The organism is Pseudomonas haemolytica (assembly GCF_009659625.1).
GTDB lineage: Bacteria > Pseudomonadota > Gammaproteobacteria > Pseudomonadales > Pseudomonadaceae > Aquipseudomonas > Aquipseudomonas haemolytica.
This window is the reverse complement of the sequence record NZ_VOIW01000002.1, coordinates 306,531-328,114: the sequence shown is the minus strand read 5'-3', so window position 1 is coordinate 328,114 and position 21,584 is coordinate 306,531. Positions and strand designations below refer to the sequence as shown.

Annotated in this window: 21 protein-coding genes; 4 read left to right on the top strand and 17 right to left on the bottom strand. The window is 62.2% G+C overall.

The annotated features are described in order from the left end of the window. Positions 1-5: 5 nt before the first annotated feature. The 10 genes from FRT59_RS07690 to FRT59_RS07645 form a co-directional block, all read right to left on the bottom strand. Positions 6-701, bottom strand: a complete 696-nt coding sequence (locus FRT59_RS07690; RefSeq protein WP_153870838.1) for an ABC transporter ATP-binding protein — start codon at positions 699-701, stop codon at positions 6-8. Continuing rightward, positions 701-1,450: an ABC transporter ATP-binding protein gene (locus tag FRT59_RS07685; RefSeq protein WP_153839222.1), complete on the bottom strand. Its 750-nt coding sequence runs from the start codon at positions 1,448-1,450 to the stop codon at positions 701-703. The genes FRT59_RS07690 and FRT59_RS07685 overlap by 1 nt, the downstream gene beginning before the upstream one ends. Next, positions 1,447-2,457, bottom strand: coding sequence for a branched-chain amino acid ABC transporter permease (locus tag FRT59_RS07680; RefSeq protein ID WP_034120435.1), 1,011 nt, complete (start codon positions 2,455-2,457; stop codon positions 1,447-1,449). Before FRT59_RS07680 ends, FRT59_RS07685 begins: the two co-directional genes overlap by 4 nt. Before the next feature lies 1 nt (position 2,458). Continuing rightward, positions 2,459-3,319: a branched-chain amino acid ABC transporter permease gene (locus FRT59_RS07675; RefSeq protein WP_015884776.1), complete on the bottom strand. Its 861-nt coding sequence runs from the start codon at positions 3,317-3,319 to the stop codon at positions 2,459-2,461. Between the two features lie 57 nt (positions 3,320-3,376). Further along, positions 3,377-4,579 carry an ABC transporter substrate-binding protein gene (locus tag FRT59_RS07670; protein WP_153870837.1) on the bottom strand — a complete coding sequence of 401 codons (1,203 nt, stop codon included), beginning with the start codon at positions 4,577-4,579 and terminating at the stop codon, positions 3,377-3,379. Between the two features lie 244 nt (positions 4,580-4,823). Beyond that, positions 4,824-5,591, bottom strand: a complete 768-nt coding sequence (locus FRT59_RS07665) for a FadR/GntR family transcriptional regulator (RefSeq protein ID WP_153870836.1) — start codon at positions 5,589-5,591, stop codon at positions 4,824-4,826. 106 nt (positions 5,592-5,697) lie between these two features. Beyond that, the gene (locus FRT59_RS07660; RefSeq protein ID WP_034120431.1) at positions 5,698-6,453 is read right to left on the bottom strand and encodes an alpha/beta fold hydrolase; all 756 of its coding nucleotides are present in this window, start codon (positions 6,451-6,453) and stop codon (positions 5,698-5,700) included. A gap of 107 nt (positions 6,454-6,560) precedes the next feature. Continuing rightward, positions 6,561-7,973, bottom strand: a complete 1,413-nt coding sequence (locus tag FRT59_RS07655) for an efflux transporter outer membrane subunit (protein WP_198809611.1) — start codon at positions 7,971-7,973, stop codon at positions 6,561-6,563. After that, on the bottom strand, positions 7,966-9,939 hold the full coding sequence (locus tag FRT59_RS07650) for a MacB family efflux pump subunit (RefSeq protein ID WP_034120429.1): 1,974 nt from the start codon (positions 9,937-9,939) through the stop codon (positions 7,966-7,968). Before FRT59_RS07650 ends, FRT59_RS07655 begins: the two co-directional genes overlap by 8 nt. A 1-nt stretch (position 9,940) precedes the next feature. Continuing rightward, entirely contained in the window at positions 9,941-11,116 is a 1,176-nt protein-coding gene (locus tag FRT59_RS07645) for an efflux RND transporter periplasmic adaptor subunit (RefSeq protein ID WP_034120428.1), read from the bottom strand. 255 nt (positions 11,117-11,371) lie between these two features. Here FRT59_RS07645 and FRT59_RS07640 point away from each other — a divergent pair, with 255 nt between their 5' ends. The 4 genes from FRT59_RS07640 to FRT59_RS07625 all read left to right on the top strand — a co-directional run bounded on the left by FRT59_RS07640 (position 11,372) and on the right by FRT59_RS07625 (position 15,438). Then, positions 11,372-11,854, top strand: a complete 483-nt coding sequence (locus FRT59_RS07640; RefSeq protein ID WP_034120427.1) for a sigma-70 family RNA polymerase sigma factor — start codon at positions 11,372-11,374, stop codon at positions 11,852-11,854. Positions 11,855-11,973: 119 nt separating this feature from the next. After that, positions 11,974-13,311 (top strand): lysine N(6)-hydroxylase/L-ornithine N(5)-oxygenase family protein, encoded by a 1,338-nt coding sequence (locus tag FRT59_RS07635; RefSeq protein ID WP_153870835.1) that lies wholly within the window; start codon positions 11,974-11,976, stop codon positions 13,309-13,311. Between the two features lie 76 nt (positions 13,312-13,387). Further along, positions 13,388-14,608 (top strand): putative DNA modification/repair radical SAM protein, encoded by a 1,221-nt coding sequence (locus FRT59_RS07630; protein WP_034120425.1) that lies wholly within the window; start codon positions 13,388-13,390, stop codon positions 14,606-14,608. Further along, entirely contained in the window at positions 14,605-15,438 is an 834-nt protein-coding gene (locus FRT59_RS07625) for a TIGR03915 family putative DNA repair protein (RefSeq protein ID WP_034120424.1), read from the top strand. Before FRT59_RS07630 ends, FRT59_RS07625 begins: the two co-directional genes overlap by 4 nt. A gap of 122 nt (positions 15,439-15,560) precedes the next feature. On the opposite strand, the gene FRT59_RS07620 is transcribed toward FRT59_RS07625, so the two are convergent. The 7 genes from FRT59_RS07620 to ctlX form a co-directional block, all read right to left on the bottom strand. Continuing rightward, on the bottom strand, positions 15,561-16,058 hold the full coding sequence (locus tag FRT59_RS07620; protein ID WP_043048767.1) for an Lrp/AsnC family transcriptional regulator: 498 nt from the start codon (positions 16,056-16,058) through the stop codon (positions 15,561-15,563). A gap of 4 nt (positions 16,059-16,062) precedes the next feature. Beyond that, entirely contained in the window at positions 16,063-16,893 is an 831-nt protein-coding gene (locus FRT59_RS07615) for an ABC transporter ATP-binding protein (protein WP_203451924.1), read from the bottom strand. A 3-nt stretch (positions 16,894-16,896) separates the two neighbouring features. Further along, a complete protein-coding gene (locus FRT59_RS07610; RefSeq protein WP_046068753.1) occupies positions 16,897-17,610 on the bottom strand; it encodes an ABC transporter permease in 714 nt (237 codons plus the stop codon). After that, positions 17,607-18,308, bottom strand: a complete 702-nt coding sequence (locus tag FRT59_RS07605) for an ABC transporter permease (protein ID WP_034120421.1) — start codon at positions 18,306-18,308, stop codon at positions 17,607-17,609. The genes FRT59_RS07610 and FRT59_RS07605 overlap by 4 nt, the downstream gene beginning before the upstream one ends. Before the next feature lie 137 nt (positions 18,309-18,445). Next, on the bottom strand, positions 18,446-19,225 hold the full coding sequence (locus tag FRT59_RS07600) for an ABC transporter substrate-binding protein (RefSeq protein WP_034120420.1): 780 nt from the start codon (positions 19,223-19,225) through the stop codon (positions 18,446-18,448). 256 nt (positions 19,226-19,481) lie between these two features. Next, the gene (locus FRT59_RS07595) at positions 19,482-20,528 is read right to left on the bottom strand and encodes an ornithine cyclodeaminase (RefSeq protein ID WP_153870834.1); all 1,047 of its coding nucleotides are present in this window, start codon (positions 20,526-20,528) and stop codon (positions 19,482-19,484) included. A gap of 11 nt (positions 20,529-20,539) precedes the next feature. After that, positions 20,540-21,466 (bottom strand): citrulline utilization hydrolase CtlX, encoded by a 927-nt coding sequence (gene ctlX, locus FRT59_RS07590; RefSeq protein WP_153870833.1) that lies wholly within the window; start codon positions 21,464-21,466, stop codon positions 20,540-20,542. Between the last annotated feature and the right edge of the window lie 118 nt (positions 21,467-21,584).

The window sequence follows — 21,584 nt, the reverse complement described above, 5'->3', positions numbered from 1 at the left end:
TCCAATCAGGCACTCAACGCCAGATAACGGTTCTTGATCGACGGGTCGGCACGGAAGTCAGCGGCGCTGCCTTCGTACACCACGCGGCCCTGTTCGAGCACGTAATGGCGGTCGGCAAGCTTGTCGCAGACCATCAGGTTCTGTTCCACCAGCAGCACCGGCAGGCCTTCGTCCTTGACCTTGCGCAGGATCTTCACCAGCTCGTCGACGATCACCGGGGCCAGGCCCTCGGTGGGCTCATCGAGGATCAGCAGCTTGGGGTCGTTAAGCAGGGCGCGGGCGATGGCGAGCATCTGCTGTTCGCCGCCGGACAGCGCGTGGCCGGCGTTTTTGCGCCGTTCCTTGAGGCGCGGGAACATCGCGTACACGTCTTGCAGTTGCCAGCGGCTGCTTTTGCGTACGGCGATGCGCAGGTTTTCCTCGACGCTGAGCAGGCGGAAAATCCCGCGGTTCTCCGGCACCAGCGCCAAACCCTGACGCGCAATTTCAAAAATCTTCTGCCCCACCAGTGCCTGGCCGTTGAAGTGAATCTGGCCCTGGCGCGGGCAGATAATCCCGAGGATGCTGCGCAAGGTGGTGGTCTTGCCGGCGCCGTTGCGGCCGAGCAGCGTCACCAGTTCGCCCGGGTTAACGGTCAACGACACGCCTTCGAGCACGTGGCTCTTGTCGTAGTAGGAATGGATATTCTCGACGATCAGCATCAGGCAGCCTCCCCAAGATAAGCACTGCGCACACGTTCATCGGCACGCACGAACGCCGGTGTGCCTTCCACCAGGATCTGCCCGTGGCTCATCACCGTGATGCGTTGGCTGATGGACATGACGATGCTCATGTTGTGTTCGATCAGCAACACCGTGTGGTCGCGGCCGAGGTCGCTGATCAGTTGGGTCATGATCGGGATGTCATCGATGCCCATGCCCGAGGTGGGCTCGTCGAGCATCAGCAGTTTCGGCTTGGAGCAGATCGACATGCCCACTTCCAGCACCCGCTGCTGGCCGTGGGACAACTCGCCGGCCAGGGTGTCGGCGCGGGCGCTGAGTTGCAGGCGTTCCAGTACCTGGTCGGCCATCTCCAGGTGCTCACGTTTGCTGTCCACACGGCGCCAGAAATTCAGGGCGCGCGCACCGTCACGGCCTTGGGCAGCCAGGCGCAGGTTTTCGCGCACGCTGAGGTTCTGGAACAGGCTGGTGAGCTGGAACGAGCGCGCCATGCCCAGGCCAACGCGGGCGTGGGCGGGTTTGCGCATCAGGTTCTTGCCGTCGAAATGAATCGCCCCGGCGGTGGCCTGGCGTTCGCCGGTCAGGCAGTGGAACAGGCTGGTCTTGCCGGCGCCATTGGGGCCGATAATGGTGTGGATGGTGCCGGCCTCGACCTTGAGGTTGACGCCATTGACGGCATGGAACGCGCCATAGGCCAGTTCCAGGTTCTGGGTTTCCAGCAGGATGCTCATAGCCCTTCCTCCTTGGCAGCGACGGCGGTTTTGCGGCTGCCACGCACTTTCTCGAACAGCGACGCCAGGCCGCCCCACAAACCACCGCGCATAAAGATCACCACCAGGATCAGGATCACCCCCAGCAGCATCAGCCAGCGCGGCCACAGGTCGGAGAGGAAATCGCCCAGCAGCACGATGGAGCCGGCACCGAGCAATGAGCCGAACAGCGAGCCGGTACCGCCGACGATGGTCATGATCAGGATGTTCTCGGACATCACCAGGTCGATATTCGACAGCGGTACAAAGTGCAGCAGCATGGCGTACAGCGCGCCGGCAATCCCGGTAACCGCGCCGGACAGCACGAACACCAGGATCTTGAAGTGCCGCGTGTCATAGCCGATGGCCGAGGCGCGGGTTTCGTTTTCGCGGATCGCCATCAGCGTGCTGCCGAACGGCGAGGCGATCACCCGGCGGGCGCCGATAAAGATCAGCAGGAACAGCACCGCGACAAAACCGTAGAAGGCGCGGGCGTCGGCCAGTGACAACAGCACGGTGTCGCCGACACGGATTTCCGGGCGCGGCACGCTGAGCAGGCCGTTGTCGCCACCGGTCCAGTCGCTCAAGGTGTAGGCGACAAAGTAGGCCATCTGGCTGAACGCCAAGGTCAGCATCACGAAGTAGATGCCGGTGCGACGAATCGCCAGGGCACCGACCAGCAAGGCCAGGAACCCACCGGCCAGCGCGGCGCCGAGCAGCGCAGTGAACAGGCCCAGTTGCAGGTGAATCATCAGCAACGCCGCGCAGTAGGCACCGGCGCCAAAGAAGATGCCTTGGCCGAACGATAACAGCCCGGTGTAGCCCAGCAGCAGGTTGCAGGCCAGGGCGGCCATGGCAAAGATCAGGATCTCGGTGGCCAGGGTCGCCGAGGGCAATATCAACGGCAGGCCGATCAGTACCGCCAGTACCCACAGCAACATGGCGTTGGATTGCGTCTTGGCAAACGGCAGGGGATTTTTCTCGCTCATATCAGGCTCTCCCGAACAGGCCGTAGGGGCGGACCAGAATCACCACGGCCATCGCACCGTAGATCATCAGGCTCGCACCCTGGGGCCAGAGTGTGGTCATCAGGCTTTGCACCACGCCCACCAGCAAACCGCCGACCAGCGCACCACTGAAGGAGCCCATGCCGCCGATCACCACCACCACGAACGCCACCCCGAGAATCTCCGGGCCGACGAAGGGCTGGGCGCCGCGCAACGGTGCGAACAACACCCCGGCGACACCGGCCAGGGCCACGCCGAGGGCGAAGGTCATGGAGAACAGGCGGAAAATATTGGTGCCCAGCAGCGACACCGTTTCCGTGCTCTCACTGCCGGCACGCACCAGGGCGCCGAAGCGCGTGCGTTCCAGCAGCAGCCACAGGCCCAGGCCGACCAGCCCGGAAAACACGATGAGGAACAGGCGGTAGTAGGGGTAGACGAAATCACCCACCACCAGCACGCCGCGCAGCAGTTCGGGTACCGCGACGCTTTTGCCCACCGGGCCCCAGATCATCACGCTGGCTTCCTGGATGATCAGCGCGATCCCCAGGGTGACCAGGATCTGGAACATATGCGGTAAGTGGTAAATGCGCTGGATCAGCAAGCGCTCGATCACCCAGGCCAGCGCGGCCACCACCAGCGGCGCGATCAGCAGCGCCAGCCAGAAGTTGCCGGTGAGGCTCACGGCGGTGTAGCAGATGTAGGCACCCAGCAGGAAGAACGCGCCGTGGGCGAAGTTGACGAAGTTGAGCAGGCCGAAAATGATCGTCAGCCCAACCGCAATCAGGAAGTAGATCATCCCCAACCCAAGGCCGTTGAGGATCTGGAACAGGTAAAGATTAAGCATGCAGGAACCCTCCGCAGGACGCCGCTTGCGCGGACCTGCGCGACACAATTTAAGGGGTCAGCCGAGCGAGCAGCCTGTGGCTTCCACTGGCGGGAACGACTGGCCGGCGCTGAGCACTTTGGCCAGGTCGTCCTTGTCGGCCATGTCGCCGCTGGCCTTGCCGACCAGCAGGTAGTAATCCTTGATCACCTGATGGTCGCCGGCACGGATCGACTCCTTGCCGGTCGGGCCTTCGTAGCTCAAGCCTTGCATGGCCTTGGCCACGGTCGCGCCGTCGAAACTGCCGGTGGCGATGATGGTCTCGAGCATGACCTTGGTGCTGATGTAGTCGGCGGCCAGCGGGTAGGTGGGGTTGATGCCGTATTTGGCCTGGGTCAGCTTGACCAGTTCACGGTTGAGCGGGGTGTCGACCTGGTGCCAGTACTGCGCGCCGAGGTACACGCCTTCGAGTACATCGCTGCCCAGCTCTTGGAACTGATCGAGGCCGGCCGACCACACCAGCAGCACCTTCATGCGCTCCTTGATGCCGAAATTCACGGCCTGGCGCAGGGTGTTGGACGACTGGCTGCCAAAGTTGAGCAGCACCAGCACATCGGGCTTGGTGGAAATGGCGTTGGTCAGGTAGCCGGAGAATTCCTGTTCCTGCAGCGAGTGGTAGCTGTTGCCGACGTGTTCCAGGCCATGCTCCTTGAGCACGTTCTTGGCACCTTCGAGCAAGGCTTCGCCAAACACGTATTGCGGGGTGATGGTGTACCAGCGCTTGGCGTCCGGCAGCAGCTTGATCAGCGGCACCATGGTTTCGCGGATCGCGCCGTAGGTGGGCACTGACCAGCGAAAGGTCGCCTTGTTGCAATCTTTGCCTGTGACTTCATCGGCGCCCACCGGGGTCATGAACACGCCGCCAACCTTGTCGACTTCCTTGGCCACCGCCAGTGCCGACGAAGACAAGGTGCAACCCTGGAAGAACCGCGCGCCGTCCTGCGCAATGGCTTCCTGCACCTTGCGCACCGCCTTGCCGGCATTGCCTTCGGTATCGATGACTTTGTAGTTCAGCGGGCGCCCGAGCAACTCGGAGTGCTGGTCTACCGCCAGGCGCGAACCCATGTCGGCAAATTTGCCATAGCTGGCAAAGGCGCCAGACATGGACTTGAGGCCGTAAAAGGTAAAGGGCTCGGCGGCGAATGCCGAACGCACGCTCAGCGGCAAGCTGAGGGCGGCGGCCGCGGTGAGGCTGGCTTTCAATAACGTACGACGCTGCATGGGGTGACTCCCTGGTTTAATTATTGGCAGGAGCGGCAAGGGCGATACGGTGGAGCAAGGGCCTGTGGGCAGGCCTGTTATTGAATTGAGTGAAACGGTCTAACGGTTGCAACTGGGTCGAAATGTGGGAGCGGGCTTGCTCGCGAATGCGGTAGGTCAGCCACGCATGCAGTGACTGATACACCGCATTCGCGAGCAAGTCGAATCGTCGCACCGCCGCTCCCACATTGGTTTTGCGGTGTTCTTATCGATGATCGAACTCCAAAAGGAAATGCGGGCTGACCTGGCCTTCCAGCGCAGTCATGTGGTGTTCGGCATCGCACATATGCTCATGCATCAAACCACGCACGGCACCTTCATCCCCGGCGCGAAACGCGATCAGCAGTTGCTTGTGATAGTCGAGGTTGGCCGCGTCGAACTGTTTGCGTTTGGGCTTGTAGGCTTTTTTCAGCACCACCAGATCGCGCAGCAGGTCATTGAGAAACTGCGCCATAAAGCTCAGCAATGGGTTGGGGCAGGCCCTGGCCAGCAGGTTATGGAACTCCAGTTCCGCCAGGCGCTGTTCGCGCTGGCCGGCTTCGCTGTCTTCGGGGGCGCTGCAGAAATCCACGTTGGCTTGCAAGGCGTGATAATCGTCTTCGCTCAAGCGCCCGAGTACCGACACGGCCAGTTCCACTTCAATGACCTTGCGCAGCTGGTACACCTGCTCGCCATCCAGGTGCTGGAAGTGCAGGTAGTTGCGCAAGGCGCGGCTGGCCGGTTCGGTACCGGCCTGGTTCAGATAGGCCCCGCCACTGGGGCCGGTGCGCGTGCTCACCAAGCCCTCGACTTCCAGTGCCTTGAGCGCTTCACGTGCCGAACCCTTGGAGCACTGGAAGCTTTCCATCAGTTCGCGTTCGGTGGGCAGGCGGTCGCCGGGCTTCAAGGCGTCGGTGACGATGGAGCGCTTGACCGACTCGACAATTACATCGGAAAGCTTCTGGCGTTTGCGGCGTAACGGGCGAGTCAGCATGGTTTATTTATCGTATTAATGCGGATAAATAGCACTTAATAACGATTGGGCAGGAGCGTCAATGCAGGGTGTCGTTTTCGGTGGCCAGAGGTCGTAAATGTGCTGATTACTCCCAGGCGCCGAGGTCGAGACAGCGCGCGGACGCCGGTGGGTATTTGCCATAGGCGAGAAAATCCCCCAGCCAGCGGCTGACACAGCCGTCGGCGCCCGAGCGCGCTGATTCCTTGAGCAGTAGTTGCTCGAAACCCATGGCGATGGGTTCGCCAGGCCCGGCGTTAATCAGCACCATGCGTGCGACCCGTTCAGGAAACAACGTGCCATAGCGGCTGCCGAGGCGGGTGGCGGCGGCGTTGCCCAGATAGTTGAGGCGCGCCTCGCCGAGTTGCCCGCGTACGAACTCCATGTCCTGCGCAGCCTGTTCGACCGCGCTCTTTTGTTTCAGGTCGCGGGCACTCAGTTCGATGATGTCATAGCGGTCGATCAGCGTGCGATAGGCCCGCGTGGCAAGCGACTCCCAGCGGCTGGCCAGGTGAAGGACGAAAGGCGCGCCCTTGGCCTGTGGTGGCTCGCCGGCCTGGATGAACACCACCCCTTCACGGTTGAGCGGTTGCCGCGCGCCGACGCGGGTCACGGTCAGGCGTATACGGCCGCGCTCGGGGGCAGCATGGTCGCGGGGCACGCTGACCAGACCGCATTGGGTACGTCCAACCACCTCGGGGTCCAGGTGCGCAGTCGCAGTGAGGGGGCAGTCCAGCAGCCAGTCGATCGCAGTGGGGGCGATCAAGGGTTCGGCTATTGCCAGCTTTGCTATCAGCCAGCAGCCGATGCAGGCCAGGCTTTTTACAAAAACGCTGGGTTTCATCAAGAGATCCCGGGCAGCCGTGTGATAGCGGCTTTTTTACCAAGGATCTTGGGTTGGAAAATGTAAGGCTAGGAAACAGTTCGTGTACGAAATACCAATTTTGTTTATCAGTCCTCGGTGTTCCAGCCCCCCCCTAATGCCTTGTACAGGGCGATGCTGGCTTGCAGGCGCGCTAGGCGCAATTGCACGTTCAAGTCTTGGGCGGCGTACAGGGTGCGCTGGGTTTCCAATACCGTGAGCAGATCTTCAGCGCCGGCTTCGTAGCGGCTTTGCGCAATCTGGAAGGCTGTCTGCGCCTGTTGCAGCTCTTCGGTTTGCCATTGGCGTTGCTGGTCCAGGCGGGTGATGCTGCTGAGGGCTTTTTCCACATCGGCAAAGCCGTTGATGATCGCCCCACGGTAGGTTTGCAGCAGCTCATCCTGGCGCGCCCGGGCCTTGTTGCGCTCGGCGCTTAAACGGCCATTGTTGAAGATCGGTGCGATCAGGCCGGCGGTCAGGGTGTAGTAGGGGCTGCGCAGGAGTTGCGCGGCCTTGTCGGCGTCGGAGCCGAGCGTGGCGCCAAGGGTTACCGCCGGCAACATCGCGGCGCGGGCCACGGTGACATCGGCCTGCGCCGCGGCCAGCTCGGCTTCGGCCTTGGCCAGGTCGGGACGACGGCTCAGCAATTGGCTGGGCACGCCCGGGCCGATAGTTGGCCAGGTGAGCGTCTGGAAGGGCTCGCTGCCCAGGTCGAGGGCCTGCACCGGCTGGCCGAGAAGGGCGGCGAGGGTGATCCGCGACTCTTCAGCCACCTGTTGAATCAGCGGCAGTTGCCGTTGCTGGCTGGCTACCAGGCTTTTCTGTTGGGCCAGTTCCAGGGCGGTGGCAGAGCCTGCGTCGTAGCGGGTCTGCACCAGGTCGAGGACGTTGCGCGCATTGGCCAGGTTGAGTGTGTCGATCTGCTGGCGTTGCTGCGCCGCGAGGGTTTGCGCGTAGCGGTCGGCGACGTTGCTGAGCAGGGTCAGCTCGACGGTGGCCTGGTCCGACTCACTGGCGCGCAGGCTGTAGAGTGCGCTGTCGCGTGCGGCGGCGCGGCCACCCCAGAAATCCACTTCATAGCTGGCGCTGAAGTTGGCGCCGAAATTGTTTACGGCGTCTTTGCTTTGCGACGTATCCAGGTCAGGCCCGCCGTTGCCGCGCAGTAACTTCTGGTGGCGGGTAGTGAGGTTGAATTTAACCTCCGGCAATAGCGGCGCCCCGGCAATCACCGCCGTGGCCTGGGCCTGGCGCACGCGGGCCATGGCGGCGGCGACGTCGAAACTGTCGCGCCGGGCCTGGTCGATCAGGCGGTTCAGCGCCGGGCTGCCAAACTGCGTCCACCAGCGCTGGTTGGTGGCCTGGGTGGTCGCACGCTCGGCGTATTGCCAGGCGGCGGGCGGGGCGATGCCGCTGTCGAGGGCGGTAGGCTTGCCGGCACAGGCACTGAGCAGCAGGCACAGGCTCAGCACTGACAGTTGTGGTGCGATGGATCGTTTATTCACTGGTCAACGCCTTAACCGGATCGAGCCGGGCAGCTTTACGGGCCGGCATGAAGCCGAATACAACACCGGTAACCAGCGCACAACCAAACGCACCGAGCACCGCCACGAGGGAGAACTGCACCGCCACTTCGGCCAGCACCAGCACGCCGCCCACCAGCATCGCCAGGGCGATACCGAACAGGCCGCCGACCACCGAGAGCATCACCGCCTCAGTGAGGAATTGGCGCAGGATGTCGCGCTGGCGCGCCCCGGTGGCCATGCGTATGCCGATTTCACGGGTGCGTTCGCGCACGGTCATCAACATGATGTTCATCACGCCGATACCGCCCACCAGCAGAGAAATCGCGGCGATCGAGCCGAGCATCAGCGACAGGGTATTTTGCGTGCGCGCCTCGGCCTGGATCATCGCTGCGTCGTTGGTCAGGTGGAAGTCGCGTTTGCCGCCGTGCAGCTTTTGCATAAGCTGGCTGATGGCTTGCTCGGCCTCTTGCACCTTGCGCGCATCGGCCGCGGCAATGACGACGTATTCGGGGTTATAGGTGCCGAACAGGCGCACGCTGGCGGCGGTGTAGGGAATGGCGACACGGTCGTCGCTGTCTTGCATGCCGGAGCTGGAGCCTTTTTCCGCCAGCACGCCAATCACCTGGAAGGGCACGTTTTCGATCAGGATGTATTGGCCGATGGGGTCCAACTGGCCTTTGAACAGCTTTTCGCGCACGCGATGACCGATCACCGCCACCGTGGCCCCGGCGCGCTCGTCGGCTTCGGTAAAGTAGCTACCTTCGGCTACAGGCCAGTTGAAGATGTCGGGGAAGTTGGTGTCGTTACCGCCCACATAGGCCATGTAGTCGACGTTGCCGAAGCGCACACCGGCGTAGGTGCCGTTCACCGGCATGATGCGCTTGACCTGGGGCAATGTAGCCAATGCCGCCACATCATTGAGGGTCACGATACCGGGCGGCGTGCGCGGGTTAGGCGAAAAGCCGCTCAGGTAGATGATGTTGGAGCCGAAGGCCGCCATCTGCGCCATGACCTGGCGCTTGCTGCCTTCGCCCACCGCCAGCATCACCACCACCGACGCCACGCCGATGATGATCCCCAGCAGCGTCAATGCGGTGCGAAAGCGGTTGATCCACATCACCCGCCAGGCCGCCTGCACCGCGTCCAGCAGCTCGGCTTTCCAGGCACCATTGTGTTCGGCGCCGTCGGCCAGGCGCTGGCGCAGATCTACGGCTTGCAATGCGTCGCTGTTGGCCGTGACGGGCACGTGGGTGTGACTCAACGCCGAATCGCTGATGATCAGGCCGTCGCTGATCTCGATGATGCGGTTGGCGTGCGCCGCGACTTCGCGGTCGTGGGTAATCAGGATAACCACGTGGCCCTGGCTGGCCAATTCATCCAGCAGCACCATCACTTCGGCGCCGCTGTGGCTGTCGAGGGCGCCGGTGGGTTCGTCGGCAAGGATGATATGCCCGCCGTTCATCAACGCACGGGCAATCGAGACGCGCTGTTGCTGACCACCGGAGAGCTGGTGAGGGCGGTTGCTGGTGCGGTCGGCCAGGCCTAGGCGGGTCAGCAGAGCCTTGGCGCGGGCATGGCGTTCGGCAGCGCTGATGCCGGCATAGATCGCCGGCATCTCGACGTTTTCCTGGGCCGAGCCGGACGGGATCAGGTGGTAGCCCTGGAACACGAAACCAAAGGCTTCGCGGCGCAGCCAGGCCAGTGCGTCGCTGTCCAGGTGCGCGACGTTTTCCCCGGCGAACAGGTAGTCGCCCACAGTGGGGCGGTCGAGGCAGCCGAGGATGTTCATCAGAGTGGATTTTCCGGAGCCCGAGGCGCCGACGATGGCAACGAATTCTCCTGCATGGATCGACAGATCGATCCCGCGCAATACGTCGACCTGCGGGCTGTCGCCGCCACCGTAGGATTTGCGGATGTTCTTGAGTTCGATCAGTGGCGTGGTCACATCAACCCCCGCTGCTGCCGCTGGCTGGGCCGATCAACAGGTGATCGCCTTCGTCCAGGCCATCCAGCACTTCAACGCGCAGGCGGTCACTGATACCCAAATGTACTTCGCGCTCCTGGATGGCGCCGTTTTTGGTCACGACCCGGGCGATCTGCTTGTCGGTGCCTTGGCTGCCGAGCAGCGCTGCGACCGGGATGGTGAGAGCGTCCTTGACCTGGCTGGCGACGAAAAACACCTGGGTGGTCATTTCGGCCATCAGCGCATTGTCGGTGTTGTCCACATCCAGCAGTACGGTGTACAGCACTACGCGGCCACTCCCGGTTTTGCTCGTGCTGGTGGGGCTGCCACTGCCCTGGCTGGCTTCATTGAGCGGCTTGGGCGGGATCGGCAGGATCTGGCGTACGGTGCTGGTCCAGCGCCGGTTGCCGCCGGCGAGGGTAGTGAAATAGGCGCTCATGCCCGGTTTGACGTGGCTGATATCGGCTTCGGACACTTCGGCCCATACGGTCATCGGCGACAATTTGGCGATGCGCAGGATCAACGGCGTTTGTTGCTGGGCGTTGAGGGTCTGGCCGACCCGTGCATCTACCGCCACTACGGTGCCGCTCATGGGCGCGTAAATCCGCGTATAGCCCAGTTCGGCCTCGTCACTGCGCAGGCTGGCCTGGGCCTGGCGGATCTGCGCCTGGAACATATCGACGCGGGCTTGGGTGGCGCTCAGTTCGGCTTTGGCGGTTTGCACATCTTCTTCACGGGTGGCGTTGCCTGCAGCCAAGCGTTGCTGGCGCTGGTATTTCTGGCGTGCGAGTTCGTGCTGGGCTTTCTGTTCCTGCAACTGCGCCTTGAGGTTTTCAATGGAGTAGCGGCTGGCGTCGAGCTTGGCCTGTTGCGTGGCGGGATCGATTTCCACCAGCAGCTCGCCTTCCTTGACTTGATCACCGGCCTCCACATGGATCTTGCGAATCTGTCCGGACGCCTGGGCACCCACGTCGACGTACCGGCGCGGTTGCAGGGTGCCCAGTGAGGTAACGCTGTTTTCAATGTTGCCGCGGGTTACGGCGACCGTGGGCAGGCTGTCGCGGCCCGACGGCAGCACTTGCCAGGCAGCCACCGCGAGGATGGGGAGCAGGCACGCCACCACAAGCAGGGCGCGTCGGGCAGGTCGAGGGCGTTTCATGTCTTGGTTCCAGCCGGGAGGTGTTGACCGCAGGAGCGGGGAGTTGAAAGTTATACGAGAAAATTGCCCGGGGATTTAGGCTGTTACACACGCCGTAACAGCTCGCACGACGAAAAAAACGCACTGTTGGTGCAAGACTTCTTTAAAAGTAGATGAGAATTACTATAAATTGCACACACTCAAACTGCCATCATCGATGGGCTTGCTCCTACACGGGCTGGCATCGTTAGCACCAAGGCCATGGGGCCAGGAGTCATGTTGGAAAACTACTATCGCGAGCTGGTGTGTTTCCTGAACGCCAAGCTGGGCAACCGTCAGGTGGCCGAAGATGTGGTGCATGACGCTTATGTGCGGGTGCTGGAGCGCTCCAGCGAGACCCCGATCGAACAGCCCCGTGCTTTCCTGTACCGCACCGCCTTGAACCTGGTGATCGACGGCCATCGGCGCAATGCCGTGCGGCAAGCCGAGCCCCTCGACGTGCTGGACAGCGAAGAACGCTTTGCCCCCTGTTCGCCCCACACCAGCCACGATCAGGGCCAGCGCCTGGAGATGCTCGAGCGCGCCCTGGACGAGTTGCCGGCGGCGTGTCGCGACAGCTTCCTGCTGCGCAAACTCGAAGGCCTGTCCCACGTGCAAATCGCCGAACGCCTGAGCATTTCCCGCAGCCTGGTGGAAAAACACATCGTCAACGCGATGAAGCATTGCCGGGTACGCATGCGCGAGTGGGAGGCGCACTGAGCGCCGATTGGTTAAATTTTATTTCACTGTCCTCGTTTCCTATCAACACACGGCCTGTTGTTCAGGCCATGAAGGTATTTCCGCCCCACCGCCAAGGGGCTTATCCAGAGGACACTGGAATGACACAGGCAATTGCTTCGCCCGCGGTTCATGACCTGATCGGGATCGGTTTCGGCCCCTCGAACCTGGCGCTGGCCATCGCCCTGCAGGAGCGCGAAAAGGCCCAGGGCAAGCTGGACGTGCTGTTTCTCGACAAACAAGCCGACTACCGCTGGCACGGCAATACCCTGGTGACCCAGAGCGAGCTGCAGATTTCCTTCCTCAAGGACCTGGTGACTCTGCGCAACCCCACCAGCCCGTACTCCTTCGTCAACTACCTCAAGGCCCACGAACGCCTGGTGGACTTCATCAACCTCGGCACCTTCTACCCGTGCCGCATGGAGTACAACGACTACCTGCGCTGGGTCGCGGGGCAGTTTCAGGCCCAGGCCAACTACGGTGAAGAAGTGCTGGCCATCGAGCCGATCCTGCACCACCAGCAGGTCGAGGCCTTACGCGTGATTTCCCGCGATGCCCAGGGCGAACAGCATGTGCGCACCACCCGCTCGGTGGTGGTCAGCGCCGGTGGTACGCCGCGCATCCCCGAAGCATTCAAGGCGCTCAAGGGTGACAGCCGGGTGTTCCACCATTCCCACTATCTGGAGCGCATGGCCAGCCAGCCTTGTGTGGACGGCAAGGTCATGCGCATTGCGGTGATCGGCGGCGGCCAGAGCGCGGCCGAAGCGTTCATCGACCTCAATGACAGCTTCCCGTCGGTGCAGGTCGACATGATCCTGCGCGGCTCGGCGCTCAAGCCGGCCGATGACAGCCCATTCGTCAACGAAGTGTTCTCGCCGGCCTTCACTGACCTGGTGTTCCAGCAAGTCGGTGCCGAGCGCGAGCGTCTGGTCGCCGAGTACCAGAACACCAACTATTCGGTGGTGGACCTGGACCTGATCGAGCGTATCTACGGGATTTTCTACCGCCAGAAGGTCTCAGGCATCGCCCGCCAGGCGTTTCGCACCATGACCGTAGTGGAAAAGGCTACCCCCGGCCCGCTGGGCATCGAACTGGCCTTGCGCAACAGCGCCACGGGTGAAACCAGCGTCAACCATTACGACGCCGTGATCCTGGCTACCGGCTACGAGCGCCAGATGCACCGCGAATTGCTGGCGCCGTTGCAAGCCTATATGGGCGACTTCGAAGTGGCCCGCGACTACCGCATCGTCACCGATGAGCGTTGCAAAGCCGGCATCTACATCCAGGGCTTCAGCCAGGCCAGCCATGGCTTGAGCGATACCTTGCTGTCGGTGCTGCCGATTCGGGCGGATGAGATTGCGGCGTCGTTGTATGCGCTTGATCATCACCGTGACAAGGCGCGCTCGGTGCAGGACTTGCTGTTGGCCACTGCCAGCTGATCTGTTCCTACAGACGGCACTTGTGACAAAGTGTGGCTATTGGTACTGTACAAAAAACCAGTATCGGTAGCCCGCCATGCAGTTGATCGAAAAACTCAGCATCCTCGCTGACGCCGCCAAGTACGACGCATCCTGCGCCAGCAGTGGCGCGCCCAAGCGCAGCTCCGAGGGCAAGGCGGGGTTGGGTTCCACCGATGGCATGGGCATCTGCCACAGCTACACACCCGACGGCCGCTGCGTGTCGCTGCTCAAGGTGCTGCTCACCAACTTCTGCCTCTACGACTGCCAATACTGCGTCAACCGCCGTTCCAGCGACGTGCCGCGTGCGCGCTTCAGCCCGGAAGAGGTGGTAACCCTGACCCTGGATTTCTACAAGCGCAACTGCGTCAGCGGGCTGTTCCTCAGCTCGGGCATCATCCGTTCGGCCGACTACACCATGGAGCAACTGGTGCGGGTGGCCAAACTGCTGCGCGAAGAGCATGACTTCCGCGGCTATATCCACCTCAAGACCATTCCTGAAGCCGACCCTGCCTTGATCGCCGAGGCCGGGCGCTATGCCGATCGCCTGAGCGTGAATATCGAACTGCCCACCGACGCCAGCCTGCAAACCCTGGCGCCGGAGAAGCAGATCGGCTCGATCAAGCAGGCCATGCAGACCATCTACACCGGCGAACAGACGGTGCTTAATGAACCCCGTGCCCCGCGTTTCGCCCCGGCCGGGCAGAGCACGCAAATGATCGTCGGCGCCGACGACACCGATGACAGCACCATCCTCCACGGTGCCGAGGCGTTGTATGGCAACTTCAAGCTGCGCCGTGTGTATTACTCGGCGTTCAGCCCCATTCCCAACAGCCCGAAAAGCGTGCCCCTGGCTGCGCCGCCGTTGATGCGTGAACACCGTTTGTACCAGGCCGATTTTCTGTTGCGCAGCTACGGCTTCAGTGCCAATGAACTGTTTGCAGGCCCCGGTCACCTGGCCTTGGATATCGACCCCAAGCTGGCCTGGGCCCTGGAGCATCGCGAAGTGTTCCCCCTGGACCTGAACCGCGCCGAACCGACCCTGATTGCGCGGATCCCCGGCATCGGCCTGCGCACCACCCAGCGCCTGGTGGACCTGCGCCGCGAACGCAAGATTCGCTTCGAAGACCTCGCACGCATGCGCTGCGTGCTGGCCAAGGCCAAGCCGTTTTTCATCACCAGTGACTACCACCCGCAACAGGCCGACAGCACCAGCGTGCTGCTGCGTGAACAACTGCGCGACCGCCCGCAGCCGCAACAGATGGGGCTGTGGGGATGATCAGCCTGGAATGCGACAACCTGTTCAGCACCTGGCGCGAACAGGCACGCTGGCTGCTCAGCCATCAGGTTGATCCCAGCCAGGTAAGCTGGGGTGAAGTGCAGGCGGCGGACCTGTTTGCCACCGATGAGCCGATCCCGCCTGGGCTGGGTCCGTTTCAAGCGCGGATTCCCAAGGCATTGCTGGAGCTATTGGCGTCGGCCGCCTGTTACCAGGGTGATCAGCGCTGGAGCCTGTTGTACGAGGTGCTGTGGCGGGTCAGCCATGGTGATCGCACCGCGATGCTGGCGGGGGACAAGCTCGGCAGCGAGTTGCAACGGCGCATCAAACAGGTCAGCCGCGAAGCCCATCACCTGCATGCTTTTGTGCGCTTTATTGCCCTGCCGGCCGAGGCGGGGCCGCAACTGCCGGAGTACGTGGCCTGGCATGAGCCGGCCCACGATATTCTCAAAAGCGCCAGCCAGCATTTTGTCGGGCGCATGGGCCGCCATCGCTGGATGATCGCCACGCCGTTGGACGGGGTGTATTACGACGGCGAGCAGTTGATTCATCAACGCCAGTGCCCCGAGGCCTGGCAGCAACTGGCGCAGACGGTCGAAGATCCCCACAGCGCGATGTGGTTGACCTATTACAGCCACATCTTCAACCCGGCGCGGTTGAACCCCAAGGTGATGGAGGGGCACTTGCCCAGCCGGTTCTGGAAGAATCTGCCGGAGGGCAAGTTGATCCCGGGGTTGATCAGCGAGGCGCGCACGGGCAAGCAGAAGGATGGGCAGGCGAAGCTGGTGGGCGCGCGGCAAGGTAAGAAAATCTTAAGCGGGCATGGTTAAAAATGTGGGAGGGGGCTTGCTCCCGATAGCGGTGGGTCAGTGACAGATGAGCTGACTGACACACTGCTATCGGGAGCAAGCCCCCTCCCACATTCGATCTTCATTGGATTGGCGAGTGGGGCTCAGGCCAGTTCGGTCGCGGTGTTCTTCACCACCGCCAACTCCGGATGCGCCACCAACTTATCAATGTGCAACTCATCATTGTTCAACCAGGTCTCGGTCAGCACCCGGTAATGCTCCATGTCCCGGCAGCGCATGCGCAGGCTGTAGTCGAACGGCCCGCTGATCAACTGGCATTCGAACACCTGGGGGCAGGCTTTGACGCAGGCTTCGAAGGCCTTTTGCGCCGAGCGCCCGCTTTGGTTGGACAAGGCCACCAGTACCAGCAACGAAAGGCCTGGTGAGACCATCTGCACATCGATGATCGCCCCGTATCCACGAATCACCCCGCGTCGCTCCAACTTGCGCACCCGCTCCAGGCAAGGCCTGGGGGTAAGGTGAACCAGCGACGAGAGCCTTTCGTAGGTGATACGCCCCTGGTGCCGCAGCACGTCAATGATCGCCTCGTCGATGCGATCCAGCGCAGGGGAAGAATGGGGTCCGTTGGCCTTGGTATCCATGAGTTCACTTCAAACGATTGGAAAGAAATTGCTGCAAGCGTTCGCTGTTGGGGTGGTCGAGGATCTCGGCGCCGCCGTGTTCCTCGACCCGGCCCTGATGCAAGAACAGCACTTGGCTGGACACCTGGCGGGCAAAGCCCATTTCGTGGGTGACCATCAGCATGGTACGACCTTCCTCGGCCAACGTCTGTATGACTTTGAGGACTTCTCCTACAAGTTCCGGGTCGAGGGCAGAGGTGGGTTCATCGAACAGAATAATCTCCGGTTCCATCGCCAACGCCCGCGCAATCGCCACGCGCTGCTGCTGGCCACCGGACAGGAATGCCGGGTATTGGTCCGCCACGCGGCTTGGCAGGCCAACTTTGTCCAGGTACAGGCGTGCGCGTTTTTCCGCTTCGGCGGCGCTCACGTCCAGCACCCGGCGCGGGGCCATGGTGATGTTCTCCAGCACGGTCATGTGGCTCCACAGGTTGAAGTGCTGAAACACCATGGCCAGGCGCGTGCGCAGGTTTTGCAGTTGGGCCTGGTGCGGAGCGCGGGTGCCGGCGCGGCCTTGTTGCATTTCGATGCTGATGCCGTCCAGGGTGATCACCCCGGCGTCGGGCTGTTCGAGAAAGTTGATGCAGCGCAGCATCGTGCTTTTGCCCGAGCCGCTGGCGCCGATCAGGCTGATCACATCGCCATGGCGTGCGTTGAGGGACACGCCCTTGAGCACTTCGTGTTCGCCGTAGCGTTTATGGATGCCTTCGACTTGCAGCTTGATCGCGGCAGTTGCAGTTTTGACCTCGGGTACATCCACCGGATAAGCGGCCAGGGCCTGCGCGGACTGATTCATGGGTTAGCCTCGGGTAGGAACAAGAAAGCGCATCCAGCGACGTTCGGCCAGCCGAAACAGGCCCACCAGTGCAAAGGACAGCAGCATGTAGAGCAGGGCGGCGATGCCAAAGGCCTGGAAGGTCAGGAACGTTTCGGCATTCGCATCGCGGGCGACCTTGAGGATGTCGGCGACGGTGGCGGTAAACGCCAGCGACGTGGCGTGCAGCATCAGGATCATTTCATTGCTGTAGGCCGGCAGGGCGCGGCGCAACGCGGCGGGCACCACCACGTAGAGGTTCAGGCGCCAGCCGTGCAGGCCATAGGCGCGAGCCGCTTCGATTTCGCCATGGGGAATATTACGGATCGCCCCGGCGAAGATTTCCACGGTGTAGGCGCAGGTGTTGAGCACAAACGCCAACAGGGTGCAGTTCAGCGCATTGCGGAAAAACTGGTTAAGCAAGGCGTTGTCCTGCACCACCTCCAGGCTGTACAGGCCGGTGTAGCAAATCAGCAGTTGGATATACAGCGGCGTGCCACGGAACAGGTAGGTGTAGACCTCCACCGGCCAGCGCAGCCAGAAGTGCTGCGAAACGCGCGCCAGCGCCAGGGGGATCGACAGGCAAAAGCCGAGCACCACCGAGATGATGAACAGCCACAAGGTCATGGCTACGCCGGATAACCCCGTGCCGTCGCTGAACAGATAGGCGAGGCCATATTGCTGGAACAGTTCGATCATCGCGCCATCCCCTTGATGCCCAGGTTGTAGCGCCGTTCGAGGCGCTTGAAGATGCGGTTGGAGAGGGTGGTGATCACCAGGTAAACCAGGCCCGCGAGGATCAGGAAGTACAGGGGCTCACTGGTGGACTTGCCGGCGTTCTGCGCGGCCTTGACCAGGTCGGACAGGCCGATGATCGACACCAGCGCCGTGGACTTGAGCAGCACCAGCCAGTTATTGCCCAGGCCCGGCAGGGCAAAGCGCATCAGTTGCGGGAACAGCACCAGGTGAAAGCGCTGCCAGCGGCTCAGGCCGTAGGCGGTGGCGGCTTCCAGTTGGCCGACCGGCACACTGAGGATCGCGCCACGGAAGTTCTCGGTGAAATACGCGCCGTAGATAAACCCCAGGGTGACCACTCCGGCGGTAAACGGGTCGATTTCAACGTAGTCCCAGCCGAACACGTCGGTCAGGTCGTTGAGCCACAGTTGCAGGCTGTAGAAGATCAGCAGGATCAGCACCAGGTCCGGCACGCTGCGGATCAGCGTGGTGTACAGCGTGGCCGGCACGCGTAGCCATTTGGCGCTGGAGAGTTTGGCGCCGGCGGCGACCAGGCCCAGGGTGAGGCTCAGGGCCAGCGCGAGCAACGCCAGCTTTAGCGTCATCCAGGCACCCTGGGCCAGCATCGGGCCGTAGCCTTGCAGGTTGAGGAGTTCGTTCATGGGGGGACCTCTAAAGGGCGCAGACATACCCCTGTGGGAGGGGGCTTGCTCCCGATGAGGGCGTGCCAGTCGACACATGTATTGACTGACCCACCGCTATCGGGAGCAAGCCCCCTCCCACAAGGGATTGTGTTGGCTTATTCGTTGTAGATGTCTTGATCGCCGAAGTACTTCTTCTGGATCTGCGCGTAAGTGCCATCGGCCTGGACGGCAGCGATGCCTTTGTTGATCAGCTCACGCAGCGCCTGGTCGTTCTTGCGCAGGCCCATGGCGATGTCCAGCGGCAGGGTCGGGTCCTTGAAGGCCGGGCCGGTCTTGAAGTCGGCGCCTTCGGGCTTGGACAGGAAGTTGAGCTGGGCTTCGAGCTTGTCGGTCAGGGTGGCGTCGAGGCGACCGTTTTGCAGGTCGGCGTAGTTCTGCTCCTGGGACTGATACGCCTTGATCTGCGCGCCGAGCTTGGCCAGGTGCGCCCGCGCATAGGCTTCCTGCAGCGAGCCTTGCAGTACGCCGACCTGCTTGCCTTTGAGCGATTCGGGCGTGTCGCCGAAGTCTGCGCCCTTGCGGGTGATCACCGAAGTCGGGCTGAGGAACAGCCGGTCGGTGAAGTCGATGACTTTTTCCCGGGCCGGGGTCACGGCCATGGAGGACATGATCGCGTCGAACTTGCGCGCCCGCAGGGCCGGGATCATGCCGTCGAATTCGTTGTGCACCCACGTGCATTTGACTTCCAGCTTGGCGCAGATGGCGTTGCCCAACTCGATGTCGAAGCCTTGCAGGCTGCCGTCGGCGGCTACGGATTCAAAGGGTGGGTACTCGGGGAACACGCCAAAGCGGATTTCTTTCCAATCCTGGGCATGAGCGACGCTGGCGCACAGTGGCAACAGCAACGCAGCGAAGAGTGATCGCAGTGCAGTCATGTGTAGGTCCCTATATTTTGTAATTGATGTCAGGGCAGTAAAAGGGCGCAGCTTGCATTCATTTGCTGACTCTTTGGTCGGGCTCAGAATGCTTCATGGTGGTGCGTTTTTTGTGTCGTTTAACCCCTGCACAAAGCGCAAATTGCGCTGTTAAAACCTGCAATGCAGCGGAATCGGCTGTAGCACCCGCTGAATCGGCTTTTTACCTCTGCAGAACTGGCCCGCCCTGGGCGCAAAGCGGCAGGCCAGAGCGTTCTCAGGCGCGCTTTTTCTGCTGTGCCATCGGTTGCTGGGCCAGGCGTGCAAACAGGTCTTTCGGGTCGGCCAGGTCGGGCACCAGTTCCAACTCGCTGCCCACATCCAGCGCTTTGGCCACGTCGAGCACATAGCGCAGGGCCGAGTAGTCTTCGATGGCAAAGCCCACCGAGTCGAACAGGGTGATCTGGCGCTCATTCTCGCGGCCGGGTTTCTGGCCGTTGATCACTTGCCACAGCTCGGTCACTGGTGAGTCTTCGGGCATGTGCTGGATTTCGCCTTCAATACGGCTTTGCGGTTCGTACTCGACGATTACACGGGCGCGCTCGACGATGCGGCGGTCCAGTTCGGTCTTGCCTGGGCAGTCGCCACCTACGGCGTTGAGGTGCATGCCCGGCTCGATCATCTCGTCAGTCAGGATGGTGGCGTAGGCTTTGTCGGCGGTGACGGTGGTGACGATATCCGCGCCTTTGACCGCCTCGGCCACGCTGCCAGCCAGGACTACCTTGATCGCCGGGAACGCCTTGAGGTTGGCGGCGAGCTTGGCGGTGGCCTTGGGGTCGATATCGAACAGGCGGATTTCAGTGATACCGAGCATGGCGTGGAAGGCCAGGGCCTGGAATTCGCTCTGGCAGCCGTTGCCGATCAACGCCATGCTGCGGCTGTTGGCGCGGGCCAGGTAACGGGCAACCAGGGCCGAAGTGGCGGCGGTGCGGATCGCGGTGGTCAGGGTCATTTCCGCCAGCAGCACCGGCTTGCCGGTATCCACATCGCCCAAGGCGCCGAAGGCCATTACGGTGAGCATGCCGGCCAGCGTGTTTTTTGGGTGGCCGTTGACATATTTGAAGGCGTACAGCGAGGCATCGGACACCGGCATCAACTCAATCACGCCATCGGGTGAATGGTTGGCCAGGCGCGCGCATTTCTCGAAGTCCTGCCAGCGCAGGTAGTCGGCACGGATGTAGTCGGCCATCTCGGTGATACAGGTTTGCAGGCCTTTCTGCGAGACCAGGTAGCTGAGGTCGTTGACGTCGATATAACGGGTCATGGCAATACTCCTTATTGAAATGAGGGACGGACCGGCAGGTGGACTTCGGCCAGCATGCAGCGGGCACTGCCGCCGCCGATGCGTTCGATGTTGTCGATATTCACCACCACCGGCCGCGTGTGGCGCTCCACGTGCTGGCGTTGGGCTGGTTGCAGGGCGCCCCAGGCGCTGGCGGACATGACCAGCAGCGGCTGGCCGTCACGGTCGTGGACTTCAAGCATGTTGCCGGCAAAGGCTTCCAACTGATCGAAGGTGAGGCTGAGGATGTCTTTACCGGTGTCGCGCAGGGAGCGTTCCAGGGCCAGGCGCTCGCTTTCGTCGGGCAGGGCTTGCAGGCACACCACGGCGAGGTCGCGGCCGACGCTCATCATTACGTTGCTGTGGTAGATCGGCGCGAGGTGGCGGTCGAGGGCATGGAACACGCAGAGCTGGTAGTCCAGGCGTTCGGCGAACTGGCGCAGCGCCGCGTGGTGGGTGCGCCCGGAGTGGCAGGCGTAGCTGATGCGGTGCTGGCGGTCGAGCACCATGCTGCCGGTGCCTTCGAGGAAGATGTTCTGTTGCTCAAGGTGACTCAGGTCGATGGTGTCTTTGATCGCAAAGCGTTGCTCCAGGACTTGCAGCACGCCCTTGTTGCGCTCCAATCGGCGGTTCTGGCCTTCCATGGGATAGAGCACCAGGCTACCGTCGGCGTGGCTGCTCCACCAGTTGTTGGGGAAGATCGAGTCCGGGGTGTGGGGCGCCGGGGTGTCTTGCACCACCAGTACTTCCACGCCGTGATTGCGCAGGGTGTCGACATAACCGTCGAACTCCTCCAGCGCTTTGTGCTGTGCACTGAGCGGGTCCAGTGGCGGGCGTTGGAAGCGGTTGTTGATCGCGGTGTCCGGGTTGAAGGCAAAGCGCGCCGGGCGAATCATCAGGACGGTGTTGGTGGTTTGCATGGGGGCACGGGTCCATGGGGATCTTGTGCCGCTATTGTGTGCGTTGTGGGGAAAGGATCCCGGCTGAAACAGCGGGGTGGCTCAGCCAAGAAAGCTGAAAACGGGAGTGGCGCAGCCG